Genomic DNA, 15913 nt, shown 5'->3' with positions numbered 1-15913 from the left:
CATCAGAGTATGTAGCAGCTAAACACGAAGCACCAAACTCAAGCTCAGCAAACGACGGAAAGGCAACATGGATAAACTTCTGATTGTCATGGACCCGGCCCACAAGCACCAGAAAGCTCTGGCCCGGGGAATCGAACTGGCAAGCGCAACGGGCGCCCATCTGGAAATCGTGGCCTTCACCCATGAACACCTTGGCGCTCTACCCTCGGATCCTGCCGTGCAGCAACGCGCCCGAGATGCCCTAATTGAACTTCGCCAACGCTGGCTGGATCAAATGCTGGCTCTTTCAGAGTGCGGCGATCTGCAGGTCTCCACACATACGGTGTGGGAAAAAAACATACACCAGTGGATAATCGAACACTGCCACCCAAATCGTTTCAAGGCTGTCATCAAAACCGGTAGCCGCTCCGAGACTTGGCGGTATACGCCAACCGATTGGCACCTGATCCGTGAGTGCCCGGTACCTGTCATGCTGGTTGCAGAGCAGAAGTGGAACCACGCTCACCCGATTCTGGCAGCGGTGGACTTAAGCTCTACCAAGCCCGTTAAAAAGGCCCTCAATACAAAGATCATTGAGCAAGCCAGCGCTCTGGCAAAAGCCTTTGGCAGCGAGGTGCATTTGGTTCATGCACTGCATATTTCCGAAGTGTTGGCAGACCTCGAGATCATCAATGTAGCCGAGCATGAACAAAAACGCAGAGCCGCATTGGAGCCCGCCATTACGCACCTGTGTAACACCTGGCACTTGAGCCGGGAGCAAGTCCACATGGCTGTTGGCCCCGCACACAAGGTTATCCCCAGTGTGGCCAGCAAATTGAAAGCCGACATGGTGGTCATTGGCACAAGCGGAAAAACCGGCCTGAGAGCCCGAGTTATTGGCAACACCGCCGAGAAGGTGCTCACTCACCTGAGAACCGACTTGCTTGCAATCAAGCCCGGAGATGCCGCCCAGTAATGCGCAGAAAATTCGACGTTACAACTGAGCAGCCAGAAACCGCCAGTGACGCCCTGAGCCAGGCATCGGGGCTACCCCGCCAGCGCATCAAAGACGCCATGAACAAGGGGGCCTGCTGGTGGACGCTCAAAGGCAAAACGGTGCGGCTCCGGCGGGCGACTAAGGAGCTCAAAGCCGGCACCCGGCTGCAACTCTATTATGATGAGAAGGTTCTGAGCCGCAAACCAGAAGCCGCAACTCTAATAGAAGACAAAAGCCGCTACAGTGTTTGGTTCAAACCCCATGGATTGCTGGCTCAGGGCTCGCAGTGGGGGGACCACTGCAGCCTGCTACGCCACGCAGAGCTTGAATTAAAGCGCCCCTGCTTCCTTATCCACCGGTTGGATGGGGATGCTGCCGGGCTCATGCTGATTGCCCACGACTCGAAAGCCGCTGGCGCGCTCTCCCAATGCTTTGCCGGGCGCACCATGGCCAAACGCTATCTGGCCAGAGTCACCGGTATTATTAATACTCAAAACCAGCTAATCGACACACCGGTTGACGGCAAAGCCGCCATCAGTCGCGCAACCACGCTACGCACCGATGAAGCCGCTGAAACCAGCCTTCTGCAAGTGATTATCGAGACAGGCCGAAAACACCAAATCCGCAAACACTTGCAGGGCATTGGTCATCCCATTATTGGCGACCGGCTGTACGGCAAGCCTGCCCGAGTTCCACTGCAATTACTCGCTGCCGGCCTTGAGTTTGACTGCCCTCTTAGCCGCCAGCGGTTAAGGCTGGAATTGCCGGAGGAGTTCAGCCGTCTAGGCACGTAAGCTCCTTTTGTCGCTATTAGCTAACTGAGACCTGCACCCCTGTGGTGATATCTGGCCGGGCGACTCCAAACAAAGTTTGTAACTGACACCTTTGTGCTTCGCGGCCACGCTGCACCAATCGATGCCTATCCCCTGACACAAGTCGATGGCCAGCACACCAAATAGTATTAAGCGGCGAAAACAGAGGCGGGACGTCTAGACTGGGCATAAAATTATGAAGACTGAGGTCGGTTACCGTGTCCGCCTCCTTGATAGGCTCGCACAAGCACTTGAGAACAAGCGCTACCGGCAGCTTGTTAATGGAACTGGCCCCCACCGCAGAGCAATTAATTCACCGGGTTACGGCAGGCCAGCAGTGAAAGAGCTATTGCTCAACACCATCCTTCCAAATTTGGTCACTCGATATTCTGCACCTGCTCACGAACCTGCTCTATCAGCACCTTCAGATCAACCGCCGCACGGGTTACACCAGCATCAATGCTTTTGCTGCTTAGGGTGTTGGCTTCCCGGTTCAGCTCCTGCATCAGAAAATCCAGCCGGCGGCCAATGGCCTCATCGCGCTTGAGGGTGTCTGCCACCTCATTGATATGTGCGTCAAGCCGGTCTAACTCTTCTGCCACATCGCATTTTTGTGCCAGCATGATCATTTCCTGGGCCACCCGCTCTGGGTCCAACTCCACTCTGGCCTTTTGAAAGCGCTCACGAATGTGTTCTTCCTGTGCTTTTAATAACCCGGGCATCCCCTCGCGAACGGTCGCTACCAAGGCTTTCATCTGTGCTAGCCGCTCGTCAAATAATGGGCGCAAACGCTCGCCTTCCCGCTCACGAACAACGGTCAACTCCGCAACCGTTTGCTTGAACAGGCTCAGGCCAGCTTCCCGCGCCGAGCTGTAGTCTTGTTCTGGCACCGACAGGACGCCGGGCCAACGCAGAATATCTAAGGCATTGATATGCGCCGGGTTGTCCAACATCCGATTAACATGGTTTGCAGCCTCGTTGACTGCATGGGCTACATCCTCGTTAATCTCAAAGCCTGAAACACCCGACTCAGCAGACTGCAAACGAATCGACACATCCACCTTGCCTCGCTTCAACTGCTTTCGGAGCTCTTCCCGAAACGGGTTTTCAAGCTCTCGCAAGGCGTCTGGCAACCGAAAGGAGGGTTCCAGATACCGGTGATTGACGGTACGAATCTCGCAGGTCAAGGTTACCTGATTATCTTGAACATCCTTGCGGGCAAAGGCCGTCATACTTTTAATCATAGGGAGCTCCAGCTTTTGTTAGTGGGCGCGATCATTCTATGCATAGCCCGAGTCTAACAGGCCGCGATCACTTGCCGCGACCACCACCGCAAACAACACACCCGCCGTTACCGGCTCACCGGTACCTGCGCCCAACGTGTTACACTTCGCGGCTTCCAAACGCCAATCCGACCGGGAGCCACGCACCCGGACACTCATATAATCGATCAGGAATCACTATGCGTCCAAGCGGCAGAACGCCAGAACAGCCTAGAGACATTCGCATTACCCGAAACTACACGCGCCACGCCGAAGGCTCCGTGCTGGTGGAATTCGGGGACACCAAAGTCATCTGCACTGCTTCTGTGGAAAACAAAGTACCTCCTTTCCTACGCGGTGAAGGTCAGGGCTGGATTACCGCAGAATACGGAATGCTGCCCCGTTCAACCGGCAGCCGCATGGGCCGCGAAGCCGCACGTGGTAAACAAGGCGGCCGCACCGTCGAAATCCAACGCTTGATCGGCCGCTCCCTGCGAGCTGCTGTCGACATGAAAGCTCTGGGTGAACACACGATCACCATAGATTGTGACGTGATTCAGGCCGACGGCGGCACCCGCACCGCAGCCATCACTGGCGGTTGCGTGGCTTTGGTAGACGCCCTAAACCACTTGGTTGAAACAAAACGCCTCAAGAAGTCACCCCTGAAGCAAATGATTGCAGCCGTATCTGTCGGCATTTACAAAGGAACGCCAGTGGTTGATCTTGACTACCCGGAAGACTCCGAAGCTGAAACCGACATGAACGTGATCATGACCGATCAGGGTGGCTTCATCGAAATCCAAGGAACGGCTGAAGCTGCGCCGTTTGTTCAGGAAGAACTGGATAGCATGCTGGCTCTGGCCAAACAGGGCATTGAGAAGCTGTTTGTACTGCAGAAAGAAGCACTGGAGGGCTAGGAAAGGCAACTCCCAAGTCTGGGCGCCTGAGCAACGGCACCTCCCCAGACTGTTGGAGGCCAAGGATGGCCGGAAACAAGCGTACAAGGATGTACTCGCAGCGTGTCTGGGGAGGTGCCGTTGCTCAGGCGCTTCCCCAGATAATTACAAACCAATCTCTATATCGTAATCCATAATCACCGGAGCGTGATCCGAAAAACGGGTAGTGCTATCAATCCAGCCATCTTTGATGGTCTTGCGAATACCCGGTGTCATCAACTGATAATCCACCCGAATCCCCGCCTTCTTTCGCGAACCCTCAGTCTGCTCCGGCCACCAAGTGAATTGATTGCTCTGCTTATTGATATCACGAAACGCATCCACGCAGCCCATTTCATCAAATAAGCGATCCAACCAGGCACGCTCGTGAGGCAAAAACCCTGAAAAATCAAACTTGTGATAAAGCGGGCTCGCATCCGTCACATGATGGGCCGACTGCAGGTTCGCCCCAAAAATAAACTGGCGACGCTTACGAAGGGTTTTCTGCATATGCAGACCAAAAGCATCCATAAAGTCATCTTTATGGTCGAGCACCGTCAAGTCATCCTCGCTGATCAACTCCTCCTCACGCCCAAGAGCGCAGGGAGCCAATACCGAGGCAACCGAAACCTTGTCAAAATCGGCCTGAATGAAACGCCCTTCACGATCCGCCGACTCATTCGCAAACCCGTACATAATGGCTTTAGGGAAATGCCGTGTGTAAATTCCTACACCGCCGTCCTCATTTTTTTCGCCATCAATGAAATAGGCTTCATACCCTTCTGGGATGAGATTGTTATCTTCAATCTCATAGGCACGCATACGGTGATCCTGAACACAGACAACGTCTGCATCCTGCTCGGCCAGCCAGTCGAAGAAACCTTTCTCAACAGCCTGAGCAAGACCGTTGACGCTGATTGATACTACCCGCATACGTGTTCCCTGATTCGGTTTGTGTGTATGATACCGTTTTTACGCGTTATTAAAAGATCCACACCCGCCAGAAGCCTTGCCATGCACGACTATCAGCAAAAATTTATCGAATTCGCCATCCGTCGCAATGTACTTCGTTTTGGTGACTTTACACTCAAATCCGGTCGCACTAGCCCATACTTCTTCAATGCCGGGCTTTTTAACGCCGGAGACGACCTATTGCAGCTCAGCCAAGCCTACGCGGCCGCCATCGACCGCAGCGGTCTCGATTATGACATTATATTCGGACCTGCCTATAAGGGCATTCCGCTGGCAACCGTGACAGCTATGGCGCTAGCCAAAGAGGGCAACAGCAAGCCATTTGCCTTTAACCGCAAAGAAAAGAAAGATCACGGTGAAGGCGGTAATATTGTTGGTGCCCCGTTGCAAGGTAAAGTGCTAATCGTTGATGATGTCATTACAGCAGGCACAGCCATTCGCGAATCCATCGACCTTATTCGCGCCTCGGGTGCCGAGCCTGCCGGTGTATTGATCGCTCTGGACAGACAGGAGCGAGGCAATGGCGAGCTTTCCGCAATACAGGAAGTAGAAAGCGAATTTGGCATTCCGGTGGTCAGTATTATCCGCCTGGAACAGGTTTTAGACTATCTTAAAACCAACCCGGAGTTTTCTGGCCATGCCGCCAAGGTTGCCAGCTACCGGGAACGCTACGGAGTCTGACTGATGCACAAGCGCCTTACCGTATTTTCAGCTGCTGCCACTGCACTCTCGCTTTCGCTGGGCATAACAACCCAAGCAGAGGCTGGCATGTACCGCTACACGGACGAAGAAGGCCGAGTCGTAATCAGCAATACCATCCCTCAACCAGCGACGAAACGCGGCTACGACATCCTCAATTCAAACGGGCGCGTGGTTGAAGTCATTCCCCCAGCACCAACAGACGAAGAAATTGCCGCGCGCGAGGCCGAAAAGCAACGTCAGGAAGAGCTTGCTATTCAGCGCGAAAAAGACACGCGGCTTTTGAAACGCTTCAGTCATCCGGATCAAGCCATCAAGGCCATGCACCGCAAACTGGGCGAACTGCAAGGGCTGATTCAACTCAAGCGGGGCAATATCTCTGTTATATCCAGCCAACTGGATAGCGAGCAAAGCCGTGCAGCGAATATGGAACGCACGGGCCAGAAAATACCGGATGCAACCCTAGAAAAAATACGCCGTCTTGAATCCCAAATTCGCGATATTGAGCGGGAGATTTCGTGGCAAGCTCAAGAAATTGAGTCTCTGAAACAGACGTACGAGAAAGACATCAAACGTCTGGAAGAGGTCACCGGAGAGACCCGCACACTATCACTGGAACCCGCCAACCCTTCTGAGTAATACGCTGCAATCAGAACCGTCAGAGGTACAGCTCTCAAACAAAAAAGGGCACCAAATCCAAACTTGGCACCCCCTTGCTTCAGCGCCGGCACAAGCTCTGTGCCGGGCTCACCACTTCAGCTTAAATTAGGCTGATGCAGTTGTTTTCTTCTTTGCAGCGGACTTGCTAGCTGCTGGCTTCTTAGCTGTTACAGACTTCTTTGCATCTTGAGCTGCTTCAGACACGTCGTCTGCTGCTTCGGAAACGGCATCTGCACCTTCAGCCGCTTCTTTCTCAAGCTTGGCTACAAGATCGCCAGCAAAGTTGCCGAAACGGCTGTTCAGAGTGCGCAACTGACCAAAAAGGCTGTCGCTGTAACCGTTGTAACGCTTGCGCAGAGTCTTGACGCTGTACTCACGAGCTTCAGACTCGATTTTTTCTGCGTAGTCGAACGGCTTGGCCGCAAGCTTCTTCTGCTGCTCTTCAGCTGCGTTGATGCCCTTTTCTACGATTTCCTGAAGCTGCTGCTGATAAGTTTTAAGTTTACCCATGTCAATTCTCCTTGGTTTACGGAAGTTGTTTCAGACCTTCCCCTCACTGCTACTGATCGCGGTTTGGCCTGCTTAATCAGCGCGAAGGTAAACGCCTCTCTCTGATTCTGTATCCAAGGTTACGGAGAAAAATTAGAATGTTCATACTAAAAGCGAAAAGCACCCGCACTCTACATATAGACAATTCTGCGGCTCAGCCCAAGCACTGACTTACACTCACCAACGAAACAAAATCCAGCTCGGAACCAGCATGTCGGAATCGGTCTCACGTATCCAGCCGCCGCCATCTGCAGGTACCAGATAGTATTCAAGCCCCACTTCCGGCACCACTTTAATCTCCACAAGTTGCCCGTTCACCCGATACTCGTAGAACACTTCATCGTCGCCCGGCCGAATAACAATCTGTGGGCCAGCACTGGAAGGCTGGTAGTCAGACACCACAACCGGCTCTTTAGGCGTTTCAACAACAGCCTCATCTAGAGCGCCGCTACCCTGTGCCATTGCAGGGCCAATGCCGTAGACAAGCAGAAATGCGGAGCAGGCGATTCGTTTCATTTTCGTGATACCCTTTTGATCATCAAATTAAGTACAGAGTTGCATAAGCCAACCCTAGCTTCAATCACAATCCGGACTCCTGCTGACATGACTGAACAAAAGACCCCACCCGTGGTGCTTGTGGACGGATCGTCCTATTTATTCCGTGCTTATCATGCACTTCCGCCGTTAACCACCAGCAAAAACCATCCCACTGGCGCCATCAAGGGCGTTATCGCAATGATCCGGCGCTTGGAACAGGATTTTCCCGGTTCCAAACTGGTAGTGGTGTTCGATGCCAAGGGCAAAACCTTCCGCCACGATTTGTACGAAGACTATAAAGCTAACCGGCCGCCTATGCCGGAAGATCTCGCCATACAGATTGAGCCAATCCATCAGATGGTAAAAGCTATGGGCTTGCCCCTGCTGATTGTGGAAGGCGTGGAGGCAGACGATGTTATTGGCACGCTGGCCAACGAAGCCACCAGCAAGGGCATTGATGTAGTGGTTTCAACTGGCGATAAGGATATGGCTCAGTTGGTTAGCGACCATGTAACCTTGATCAACACCATGACTGAAACCCACATGGACTGGGATGGCGTGGTCGAAAAGTTTGGTGTTCGCCCCGACCAGATCATTGATTATTTGGCATTGGTTGGGGACAAGGTGGACAACATTCCGGGCGTCAATAAATGCGGTCCCAAAACCGCAGTAAAGTGGCTGGAAGCCTACGACAGTCTAGACGGGGTAATGGAACACGCTGGCGAGATCAAAGGCAAGATTGGCGAGTACCTACGAGAAGCCATAGAGAGCCTGCCGCTGAGCCGCGAATTGGCCACCATCAAAATGGATGTTGAACTGGATTTCGGCCTGGAAGACCTGCAAGAGAGACAACAGAATGACGAGGATCTATTGGCGCTTTTCCGGGAATATGAACTGCGTGGCTGGACGGCTGAGCTAGAAGCCAAAGCTTCGGAAGCCGCCACAGAAAACAAGCATGAAAACTCAGACAACCAAAGCGACACAGCGGCACCGGCACCAGCCCCCAAAGAGAAGCGCTACAGCGTAATCACCGACCAGAAAGAGCTGGATGAGTGGGTCGCAAGACTTGAACAATCCGATTTATTCGCCTTTGACACGGAAACAACAAGCCTGCGCTATATGAGTGCCGAAGTGGTTGGCGTCTCTTTTGCCATTGAAGCGGGCGAAGCCGCTTATGTGCCTTTTGGTCATGACTATATGGGCGCACCGGAGCAACTTGATCGCGACGACGTTCTGGCCCAGCTCAAGCCCCTGCTGGAAGACGCGAATCTAAAGAAAGTTGGCCAAAACCTTAAGTACGACAAAAACGTGCTGGCAAACCACGATATCTGCCTGGAAGGCATCGCTGAAGACACCATGGTGGAGTCTTATGTACTGAACTCGGTATCGTCCCGCCATGACATGGACACTCTCGCCCGAAACTATCTGGGAGTGGAAACCATCACGTTTGAATCCATTGCCGGTAAAGGTGCCAAACAACTTACCTTCAACCAGTTGGATCTTGAGAAAGCCGGCCCTTACGCGGCCGAAGATGCCGACATTACCTTACGCCTGCATCAGGTTCTGCGCCCGCAACTGGCAGAGGTTGGCAAACTGCAATCAGTTTATGAAGACATAGACCTGCCTTTGGTGCCGGTATTGTCCCGCATGGAGCAGCGCGGTACGTTAATCAATGCAAGCACTCTACGCCAGCACAGTCAGGAACTGGCAGAGCGCATGGCCGAGCTGGAAAAAGAGGCTCATCAAGTAGCTGGCGAGAACTTCAACCTTGGTTCGCCCAAGCAACTACAGGTCATTTTTTACGAAAAGATGGGGCTGCCGGTCATCAAGAAAACGCCCAAGGGGGCACCGTCTACTGCGGAGCCAGTGTTGCAGGAACTGGCTCATGAACACGAGCTACCCAGACTGATTCTGGAACACCGGAGCCTGAGCAAGCTCAAGTCCACTTACACCGACACCCTGCCAGAGCTTATCCACCATCGCACTGGCCGCGTGCATACCTCTTACCACCAAGCCGTAACCGCCACCGGCCGGTTAAGCTCCTCTGAGCCCAATCTACAAAATATACCTATCCGCACCGAGCAGGGCCGCCGCATTCGTCAGGCATTCATTGCCGAGAAAGGTTACAAGCTCTTGGCGGCAGACTATTCCCAGATTGAACTCCGAATCATGGCGCACTTATCTGGGGATAAGGGTCTACTAACGGCTTTTGAAAAAGGTGAAGACATCCATAAAGCAACAGCAGCGGAAGTATTCGGTGTCACCTTAAGCGAGGTGAGCAGTGATCAGCGTCGCAGTGCCAAGGCAATTAACTTCGGTTTGATTTACGGCATGTCAGCCTTCGGGCTTGCCCGCCAACTGGATGTTGAGCGCAAGGTCGCGCAACAGTACATAGACCGATATTTCGAGCGCTATCCCGGCGTATTACGCTATATGGACAACATCCGAAAACAGGCCCATGACGATGGTTTTGTTGAAACCCTTTTTGGCCGCCGCCTTTACCTGCCCGAAATCAACGCGCGCAACAAGCAACTGCAGCAGGCCGCCGAGCGCACAGCCATCAACGCACCCATGCAAGGCACGGCCGCCGACATTATCAAGTTGGCGATGATTGAGGTGGAGAACTGGCTGCTTGCAGACCATGCAAATACAGCCCGCATGACTATGCAAGTACACGATGAATTGATTCTTGAAGTCAAAGAAGACGCCGTAGACGAAATTCGCGAGGGGCTAATTAAACGCATGTCCGGCGCAGCGCAGCTTGCTGTGCCGCTTCTGGTAGAAGCGGGCGTCGGCGACAACTGGGATCAAGCCCACTAAATAGAAAGCGCCCGGTGAGGGACCTCAGCCGGGCGCTTTATTAATAGCTAAACCAACGTCAACACCGAAGGTTTAGAAGGCTTTGCTGACTTGCAGCGAAGCGCTCCAGGCACTTAACTCGTACTCGCCTTTATAGTTGGACGCACCAGCCGATGGATCCTTCTGGCTTGGTGCAGCATGAAGGTAAGAGTATTCATCAACCTTAGGGTCATCTGTAAACAGCAATGTGCCAACAGCGGCATCAACCGCCCAGCCGTTATTGGCGCTCTTCCACTGGCCACCCAAAGTCAGCCAGTGACGATCACTCGATGGAATACGTGCAGTCACGTAATTATCCACAGGCGACTCGTCCCATGCATAACCGGCCTTCAACGCCCATTCCGGGGTTACCTGCCAGATCGAGCCAACATTAAACTGCCAAGTGTTTTTCCACTTTTCCGTGATGTGCGTAATGATTTCGCTGCCAGTTACGCTGGAAACCTGGCCTGCTCCGCCTTCACGGCTAATAATATCCAGCTCCTCAAAGCGACTCCATCTGGAATAGCTGGCACCGGCAAGAAGCGTGAATGAATCATTCAACTGGTGCCGCGCACCCAGCGTTATGCTCTCGGGGATTGCCAGAGGCACACGCACATCTTCCGTCAGGGTTGTCGGAGCTATGCCAATTGGTGATTGGGCACTAGGAGCAGGGAAATTGCTGATTTCGACATCCCCTTTCAGCTCAAACTCAGTACCTGTCTGGGCTGTCAGACCAAACTGAGTTCTTGGGGACAACTCATATAGGAAGCCTGCGCGGAAAGTTACGGCAATATCGTCCCCTTCTATATCCGCGTATGGGGCTCCGAATTGCGCTTCATACGCATCCGCCAACGGGCCTGCCTGTGCTGGGCCAACTTGTTGCACCAACGCACCGCGAATATCCTGATATTTGGTCAAACGTCCTTCAGCGTACATCACGTTCAAGCCAATACCCATGGAGAGACCCTGTCCGTTATTCACAGAAACTGCCGGTGAAAACGAAATAACTGTCAACTCGGTTTTATCCGCGAAATAGCGACCTACGAAATCATTCTCATAGTCTGCAGCCAAACCATAAGGCGCATGAATGCCAAGGCCGACGTCTATAGAATCGTTAACTTGATGGGTCAGATACAGATTGGGAAGAAAAGCTGGATCTGCAATATCACCGCCAGTTCCCCCACTTACGGGACCACCTAGTGTATTCGTAGCACTGGCGCTTTTAGCCTCAGCCTTAATGTCCAGAACAGCCGCACCAAACGAGATATTTGTACCCTTGAGCTGACTCATTCCAGCCGGGTTGAACATTACGGTGGTCGCGTTTTCCGGGTTTGCAACAGCTCCGGCGTTCGCAACGCCCATAGCACTTGCACTTTGCTCATTCAGAGAAAAACCGCCAGCAAAAACGCTGGCTGGTGCAGCTACTGCAGCCAAGGTGGCCAGCCGGATAGCACGGGTAAGCAGTGAGGATCTCATAAAAGCAGTGTCTCCTATTAGGTTGATGGCGGGAGTATACGCAGCAGCGGTCAACAGCCTCAAATGCTAAACCTATTATTTTCAAATACTAATCGTTCATAACCTGAGGCGACTCTGGGCTGTCAGTCATCTTGAATGGTCAGCTTGTCCACCGAAGACGACAGCCTATCTGCCCCCTGAGCATCCGTTCCCAATTTGATCATCAAGCGCAGGTCATTAGCCGAGTCGGCGTGTGCCAGTGCATCTTCGTATGTGATGGAGCCTTCGGCATATAGTTCGTAGAGTGCTTGGTCGAACGTCCGCATACCGGATTCGGTAGACTTGGTCATCAGCTCTTTGAGCTTGTGCACTTCGCCCTTGCGAATCAGGTCCGCAACCAACGGGGTGTTAATCAGAACCTCAATAACAGCCTTCCGACCTTTGCCATCGGGCGTAGGAATCAACTGCTGCGCTACGATAGCCTTCAGGTTGAGAGAGAGGTCCATCCAGATTTGGTTGTGCTGTTCTGGCGGGAAAAACTGGATAATCCGGTCCAGTGCTTGGTTAGCATTATTGGCGTGCAGCGTTGCAAGGCACAGGTGGCCAGTTTCGGCAAACTGAACTGAATACTCCATGGTTTGCCGTGTACGAACCTCACCAATCAAAATAACGTCGGGGGCTTGGCGTAAGGTGTTTTTCAACGCTACTTCAAAGCTCTCTGTATCGATCCCCACTTCTCGCTGCGTAACAATACAGCCTTGGTGTTGATGTACAAACTCAATGGGGTCTTCAATGGAAATAATATGACCGCGACTGTTGCGGTTGCGGTGCCCCAGCATGGCAGCCAACGACGTTGATTTACCGGTGCCCGTGGCCCCGACAAATATGATGAGACCGCGTTTGGTCATCGCCAGTTCTTTGGTAATCTCAGGAAGCGCCAAATCGTCAATTTGGGGGATTTTCACTTCAATCCGCCGCAGCACCATGCCACACAGGTTACGTTGAAAGAAGGCACTCACCCGAAAGCGCCCAATGCCTCGAGCACTGATCGCAAAGTTACACTCATGGGTTTCTTCAAACTCGGCCCGCTGTTTTTCAGACATCGCGCCGTATACAAACTCCCTCGTCTGCTCCGGTGTTAGGGCATTTTTGGTGACCGGCAATACTTTACCGTTCACTTTCATGCTGGGCGGAACACCGGCCGTAATAAAGAGATCTGAACCTCCTTTTTCAACCATCAGACGAAGCAGTTTTTCGAATTCCATTTTATTTACCTATGATCTTTCTATGTGAAGCATCGGCTCAAGCTGAAGGGAGAGGGGTGGTAAGGTGTGCAGGGACTGTCGGCAGCATGGATGCTGCCGTCAAGCCTACAAGGACGCACTTACGGCGTGTCCCTGCACACCTTGCCAGCCCTCTCCTTTCCCAAAGCTCGATATCAAAAATTGTCCGGCATTTTCGCCTTGAGTCGTGCAGCGTCCCGAGAAATCAGGCCCTTCTGCAGCAAACGCTCAAGACACTGATCCAGAGTCTGCATGCCCAGCGAACCACCCGTTTGAATGGACGAGTACATCTGGGCAATTTTGTCCTCACGGATCAGGTTACGGATCGCAGACGTCCCAATCATGATCTCGTGTGCGGCAATTCGCCCGCCACCCATTTTCTTCATCAGAGTCTGGGAAATGACCGCCTGCAACGACTCGGAAAGCATGGACCGCACCATGGACTTCTCCTGCGCCGGGAATACGTCCACAACCCTGTCGATGGTTTTTGCTGCCGAGGTAGTGTGCAGGGTCCCGAAGACCAAGTGCCCCGTTTCTGCCGCAGTGAGCGCCAGGCGAATGGTTTCCAGATCTCGCAACTCACCTACCAGAATAATGTCGGGGTCTTCCCGTAGCGCGGAGCGCAGCGCCTCATTAAAGCCCAGCGTATCGCGATGCACTTCCCGCTGGTTCACGAGGCACTTCTTGGAGTCGTGCACAAATTCGATCGGGTCTTCTACCGTCAGAATATGCTCATAGCGAGTATCGTTGATGTAATCCACCATCGCAGCCAGCGTGGTGGACTTACCGGAACCGGTTGGCCCGGTTACAAGAACAAGACCACGTGGCACCGACGCAATATCCTTGAACACCTGGCCCATGCCAAGGTCGTCCATTGTCAGCACTTTCGAGGGGATCGTCCGAAAAACAGCACCAGCGCCCCGGTTCTGGTTAAACGCGTTCACACGGAAGCGGGCGACACCAGGCACTTCGAAAGAAAAGTCGGTTTCCAGAAATTCCTCGTAGTCCTTGCGCTGCTTGTCGTTCATGATGTCGTAGATCAGCCCATGAACTTCTTTATGCTCCAGGGGCGGAAGATTGATTCGGCGAACATCGCCATCAACACGGATCATCGGGGGCAGGCCGGCGGAGAGGTGCAAGTCAGACGCACCCTGTTTCGCCGAGAAGGCAAGCAGTTCAGTAATATCCATAGAAGTCCTCGGAAGGCTTTATTCTTTTATACAGGTAGCGCCTATCTGGCATAACCATACTCTGATCACTTGGCATTTCAGTGACCTGCGAGTAACGTGTCGCCATAGAATGGGCAGACCAAACGCGACTATTTCATACTATGAGCAGCATAGCAGACAACCTCGGGAGCGTAACCCGACGCATACAAAAAGCAACATTGCAGGCAGGCCGTGAACCCGGCTCTGTGAGCCTTCTAGCTGTCAGTAAAACCCGCTCGGCTGAAGAGCTAAGGGAGGCAGTGGCTGCAGGCCAGCGAGCATTTGGGGAAAACTACCTGCAAGAGGCTCTGGGAAAAATTGAGACACTTAGCGATCTTACGGAAATCGACTGGCACTTTATTGGCCCGATTCAATCCAATAAAACCCGGCAAATCGCCTCGGCTTTCTCTTGGGTTCACAGCGTTGATCGTCTAAAAGTAGCTCGACGCTTGAGTGAGCAAAGAGAAACCGGCTTGCCCCCATTGAATATTTGCCTTCAGGTCAATATTAACAATGAACAGAGCAAATCCGGGTGCCAGCCAGATGAACTGCCAACGCTGATCGAGGAAATAAGCCAGCTACCCGGGCTCACGCTCAGAGGGCTTATGGCAATACCCGATCCGGAGCAAGCAGAGTCGGCCCTGAGGGAAAGCTTTCGCAAGCTTGCCAATGCACTGAAAAAGCTCAGGCAGGATTATCCGCAGGCCGGTCCTTTAGACACCTTATCGATGGGCATGTCCGGCGACCTCGAAATGGCCATTGCAGAGGGCGCCACCTGGGTCCGCATTGGCACGGCCGTTTTTGGTGAGCGCTCGCCTAAGAGCTGAACAGACCGGTACCTGCTATTATCTGTGCCGGACGTATAACCGAACAACCGTTGGAGCAAACCTTGAGCAAATCACCAACCATTTCGTTTATCGGTGCCGGTAACATGGCCAGCGCCATCATCGGCGGCATGCTGGACAGCGGTTTTAAAGCCAGCAGCATTTGGGCCAGCGCGCCAGACGACAGCCACCTGCAATCTATCCGCAAACGTTTTGGGATCAGCGTAACAACAGACAACCGCTATTGCGCTCAACAAGCCGACATGGTTGTTCTGGCAGTAAAGCCTCAGGCAATGGCGGACGTATGTCGCGACATAGCTCCTATCGCCCAAAATACCCGCCCGTTGATGGTGTCCATTGCCGCAGGGCTTGGCGCTGACACGCTTGATGACTGGCTTGGTGGTGGCTTACCAATTGTACGGGTAATGCCCAACACACCGTCTTTAGTTGGCAAGGGCGCCGCCGGATTATTTGCCAGCGAGAGCGTGACCAGCGCCCAGAAAAAAATGGTGCAATCCGTTTTCGAAGGTATCGGGATGGCTGTTTGGGTGGAAGATGAAGCTCTGCTGCATGGTGTTACTGCGCTTTCCGGCAGCGGCCCGGCCTATTTCTTTTTGATGCTTGAAGCACTTGAAGCCGCAGCCACGGATGCAGGCGTAAACCCCGCAACCGCCCGACAACTAGCCATTCAAACCATGGCGGGCGCCGCCGAGATGGCTGCCAAAAGTGAACATAACCCAGCGCATCTGAAAAAGAATGTTATGTCTCCGGGTGGCACAACAGAACAGGCAGTGAATACCTTTGAAGAAGGCGGAATGCGCGAACTGGTGAAAAAAGCCTATAACGCAGCCTACAAACGCTCGGAAGAAATGGCCAAAGAACTGGCAGGTAAAGAGTAAAACA

16 protein-coding genes are annotated in these 15913 nt (G+C 53.0%); 8 read left to right on the top strand and 8 right to left on the bottom strand.

All coding sequences use genetic code 11. The features are described 5' to 3' along the window. Positions 1-67 precede the first annotated feature (67 nt). Together FE845_RS16270 and FE845_RS16265 are read left to right on the top strand one after the other, a co-directional pair. Positions 68-955: a universal stress protein gene (locus tag FE845_RS16270; protein ID WP_200366991.1), complete on the top strand. Its 888-nt coding sequence runs from the start codon at positions 68-70 to the stop codon at positions 953-955. After that, positions 955-1770 carry an RluA family pseudouridine synthase gene (locus FE845_RS16265; RefSeq protein WP_200366988.1) on the top strand — a complete coding sequence of 272 codons (816 nt, stop codon included), beginning with the start codon at positions 955-957 and terminating at the stop codon, positions 1768-1770. Before FE845_RS16270 ends, FE845_RS16265 begins: the two co-directional genes overlap by 1 nt. Positions 1771-2165: 395 nt before the next feature. On the opposite strand, the gene FE845_RS16260 is transcribed toward FE845_RS16265, so the two are convergent. After that, entirely contained in the window at positions 2166-3032 is an 867-nt protein-coding gene (locus tag FE845_RS16260; protein ID WP_200366986.1) for a YicC/YloC family endoribonuclease, read from the bottom strand. Positions 3033-3068: 36 nt separating this feature from the next. Further along, positions 3069-3230 (bottom strand): hypothetical protein, encoded by a 162-nt coding sequence (locus FE845_RS16255; protein ID WP_200366984.1) that lies wholly within the window; start codon positions 3228-3230, stop codon positions 3069-3071. 20 nt (positions 3231-3250) lie between these two features. Here FE845_RS16255 and rph point away from each other — a divergent pair, with 20 nt between their 5' ends. After that, positions 3251-3967: a ribonuclease PH gene (rph, locus tag FE845_RS16250; protein WP_200366982.1), complete on the top strand. Its 717-nt coding sequence runs from the start codon at positions 3251-3253 to the stop codon at positions 3965-3967. 144 nt (positions 3968-4111) lie between these two features. Here the strand turns inward: rph and FE845_RS16245 are convergent, their stop codons facing one another. Continuing rightward, positions 4112-4918 (bottom strand): exodeoxyribonuclease III, encoded by an 807-nt coding sequence (locus FE845_RS16245; RefSeq protein WP_200366980.1) that lies wholly within the window; start codon positions 4916-4918, stop codon positions 4112-4114. A gap of 81 nt (positions 4919-4999) precedes the next feature. Here FE845_RS16245 and pyrE point away from each other — a divergent pair, with 81 nt between their 5' ends. Together pyrE and FE845_RS16235 are read left to right on the top strand one after the other, a co-directional pair. Then, positions 5000-5638 (top strand): orotate phosphoribosyltransferase, encoded by a 639-nt coding sequence (gene pyrE / locus FE845_RS16240; RefSeq protein ID WP_200366978.1) that lies wholly within the window; start codon positions 5000-5002, stop codon positions 5636-5638. 3 nt (positions 5639-5641) lie between these two features. After that, positions 5642-6295, top strand: coding sequence for a DUF4124 domain-containing protein (locus FE845_RS16235; RefSeq protein WP_200366976.1), 654 nt, complete (start codon positions 5642-5644; stop codon positions 6293-6295). Between the two features lie 126 nt (positions 6296-6421). On the opposite strand, the gene FE845_RS16230 is transcribed toward FE845_RS16235, so the two are convergent. Further along, positions 6422-6826, bottom strand: coding sequence for a hypothetical protein (locus tag FE845_RS16230; protein WP_200366974.1), 405 nt, complete (start codon positions 6824-6826; stop codon positions 6422-6424). A gap of 216 nt (positions 6827-7042) precedes the next feature. Continuing rightward, on the bottom strand, positions 7043-7381 hold the full coding sequence (locus FE845_RS16225) for a DUF2782 domain-containing protein (protein ID WP_200366971.1): 339 nt from the start codon (positions 7379-7381) through the stop codon (positions 7043-7045). Positions 7382-7468: 87 nt separating this feature from the next. Here FE845_RS16225 and polA point away from each other — a divergent pair, with 87 nt between their 5' ends. Next, on the top strand, positions 7469-10222 hold the full coding sequence (polA, locus tag FE845_RS16220) for a DNA polymerase I (protein ID WP_200366969.1): 2754 nt from the start codon (positions 7469-7471) through the stop codon (positions 10220-10222). Positions 10223-10294: 72 nt separating this feature from the next. Here polA and FE845_RS16215 read toward each other — a convergent pair whose 3' ends face one another. The 3 genes from FE845_RS16215 to FE845_RS16205 all read right to left on the bottom strand — a co-directional run bounded on the left by FE845_RS16215 (position 10295) and on the right by FE845_RS16205 (position 14168). Next, positions 10295-11716 (bottom strand): OmpP1/FadL family transporter, encoded by a 1422-nt coding sequence (locus FE845_RS16215; RefSeq protein ID WP_200366967.1) that lies wholly within the window; start codon positions 11714-11716, stop codon positions 10295-10297. 122 nt (positions 11717-11838) lie between these two features. Then, entirely contained in the window at positions 11839-12960 is a 1122-nt protein-coding gene (locus FE845_RS16210) for a PilT/PilU family type 4a pilus ATPase (RefSeq protein ID WP_200366965.1), read from the bottom strand. Between the two features lie 173 nt (positions 12961-13133). After that, positions 13134-14168, bottom strand: a complete 1035-nt coding sequence (locus FE845_RS16205) for a type IV pilus twitching motility protein PilT (protein ID WP_200366963.1) — start codon at positions 14166-14168, stop codon at positions 13134-13136. Between the two features lie 140 nt (positions 14169-14308). Between FE845_RS16205 and FE845_RS16200 the strand changes: the two genes are divergently transcribed. Then, complete coding sequence (locus FE845_RS16200; protein WP_200366961.1) at positions 14309-15013, top strand: YggS family pyridoxal phosphate-dependent enzyme; 705 nt, start codon at positions 14309-14311, stop codon at positions 15011-15013. Between the two features lie 62 nt (positions 15014-15075). Beyond that, positions 15076-15909, top strand: coding sequence for a pyrroline-5-carboxylate reductase (gene proC, locus FE845_RS16195; protein ID WP_200366958.1), 834 nt, complete (start codon positions 15076-15078; stop codon positions 15907-15909). Positions 15910-15913 lie beyond the last annotated feature (4 nt).

This window comes from Marinobacter sp. 1-4A (assembly GCF_016597725.1).
Taxonomy (GTDB): domain Bacteria; phylum Pseudomonadota; class Gammaproteobacteria; order Pseudomonadales; family Oleiphilaceae; genus Marinobacter.
The sequence above is the reverse complement of the archived record's forward strand: the minus strand, read 5'-3'. Positions and strand labels throughout refer to the sequence as shown.

Coding starts and splice junctions, on each gene's coding strand:
- FE845_RS16270 (WP_200366991.1), top strand. CDS start 68: ATGGATAAACTTCTGATTGTCATGGACCCGGCCCACAAGCACCAGAAA.
- FE845_RS16265 (WP_200366988.1), top strand. CDS start 955: ATGCGCAGAAAATTCGACGTTACAACTGAGCAGCCAGAAACCGCCAGT.
- FE845_RS16260 (WP_200366986.1), bottom strand. CDS start 3,032: ATGATTAAAAGTATGACGGCCTTTGCCCGCAAGGATGTTCAAGATAAT.
- FE845_RS16255 (WP_200366984.1), bottom strand. CDS start 3,230: ATGAGTGTCCGGGTGCGTGGCTCCCGGTCGGATTGGCGTTTGGAAGCC.
- rph (WP_200366982.1), top strand. CDS start 3,251: ATGCGTCCAAGCGGCAGAACGCCAGAACAGCCTAGAGACATTCGCATT.
- FE845_RS16245 (WP_200366980.1), bottom strand. CDS start 4,918: ATGCGGGTAGTATCAATCAGCGTCAACGGTCTTGCTCAGGCTGTTGAG.
- pyrE (WP_200366978.1), top strand. CDS start 5,000: ATGCACGACTATCAGCAAAAATTTATCGAATTCGCCATCCGTCGCAAT.
- FE845_RS16235 (WP_200366976.1), top strand. CDS start 5,642: ATGCACAAGCGCCTTACCGTATTTTCAGCTGCTGCCACTGCACTCTCG.
- FE845_RS16230 (WP_200366974.1), bottom strand. CDS start 6,826: ATGGGTAAACTTAAAACTTATCAGCAGCAGCTTCAGGAAATCGTAGAA.
- FE845_RS16225 (WP_200366971.1), bottom strand. CDS start 7,381: ATGAAACGAATCGCCTGCTCCGCATTTCTGCTTGTCTACGGCATTGGC.
- polA (WP_200366969.1), top strand. CDS start 7,469: ATGACTGAACAAAAGACCCCACCCGTGGTGCTTGTGGACGGATCGTCC.
- FE845_RS16215 (WP_200366967.1), bottom strand. CDS start 11,716: ATGAGATCCTCACTGCTTACCCGTGCTATCCGGCTGGCCACCTTGGCT.
- FE845_RS16210 (WP_200366965.1), bottom strand. CDS start 12,960: ATGGAATTCGAAAAACTGCTTCGTCTGATGGTTGAAAAAGGAGGTTCA.
- FE845_RS16205 (WP_200366963.1), bottom strand. CDS start 14,168: ATGGATATTACTGAACTGCTTGCCTTCTCGGCGAAACAGGGTGCGTCT.
- FE845_RS16200 (WP_200366961.1), top strand. CDS start 14,309: ATGAGCAGCATAGCAGACAACCTCGGGAGCGTAACCCGACGCATACAA.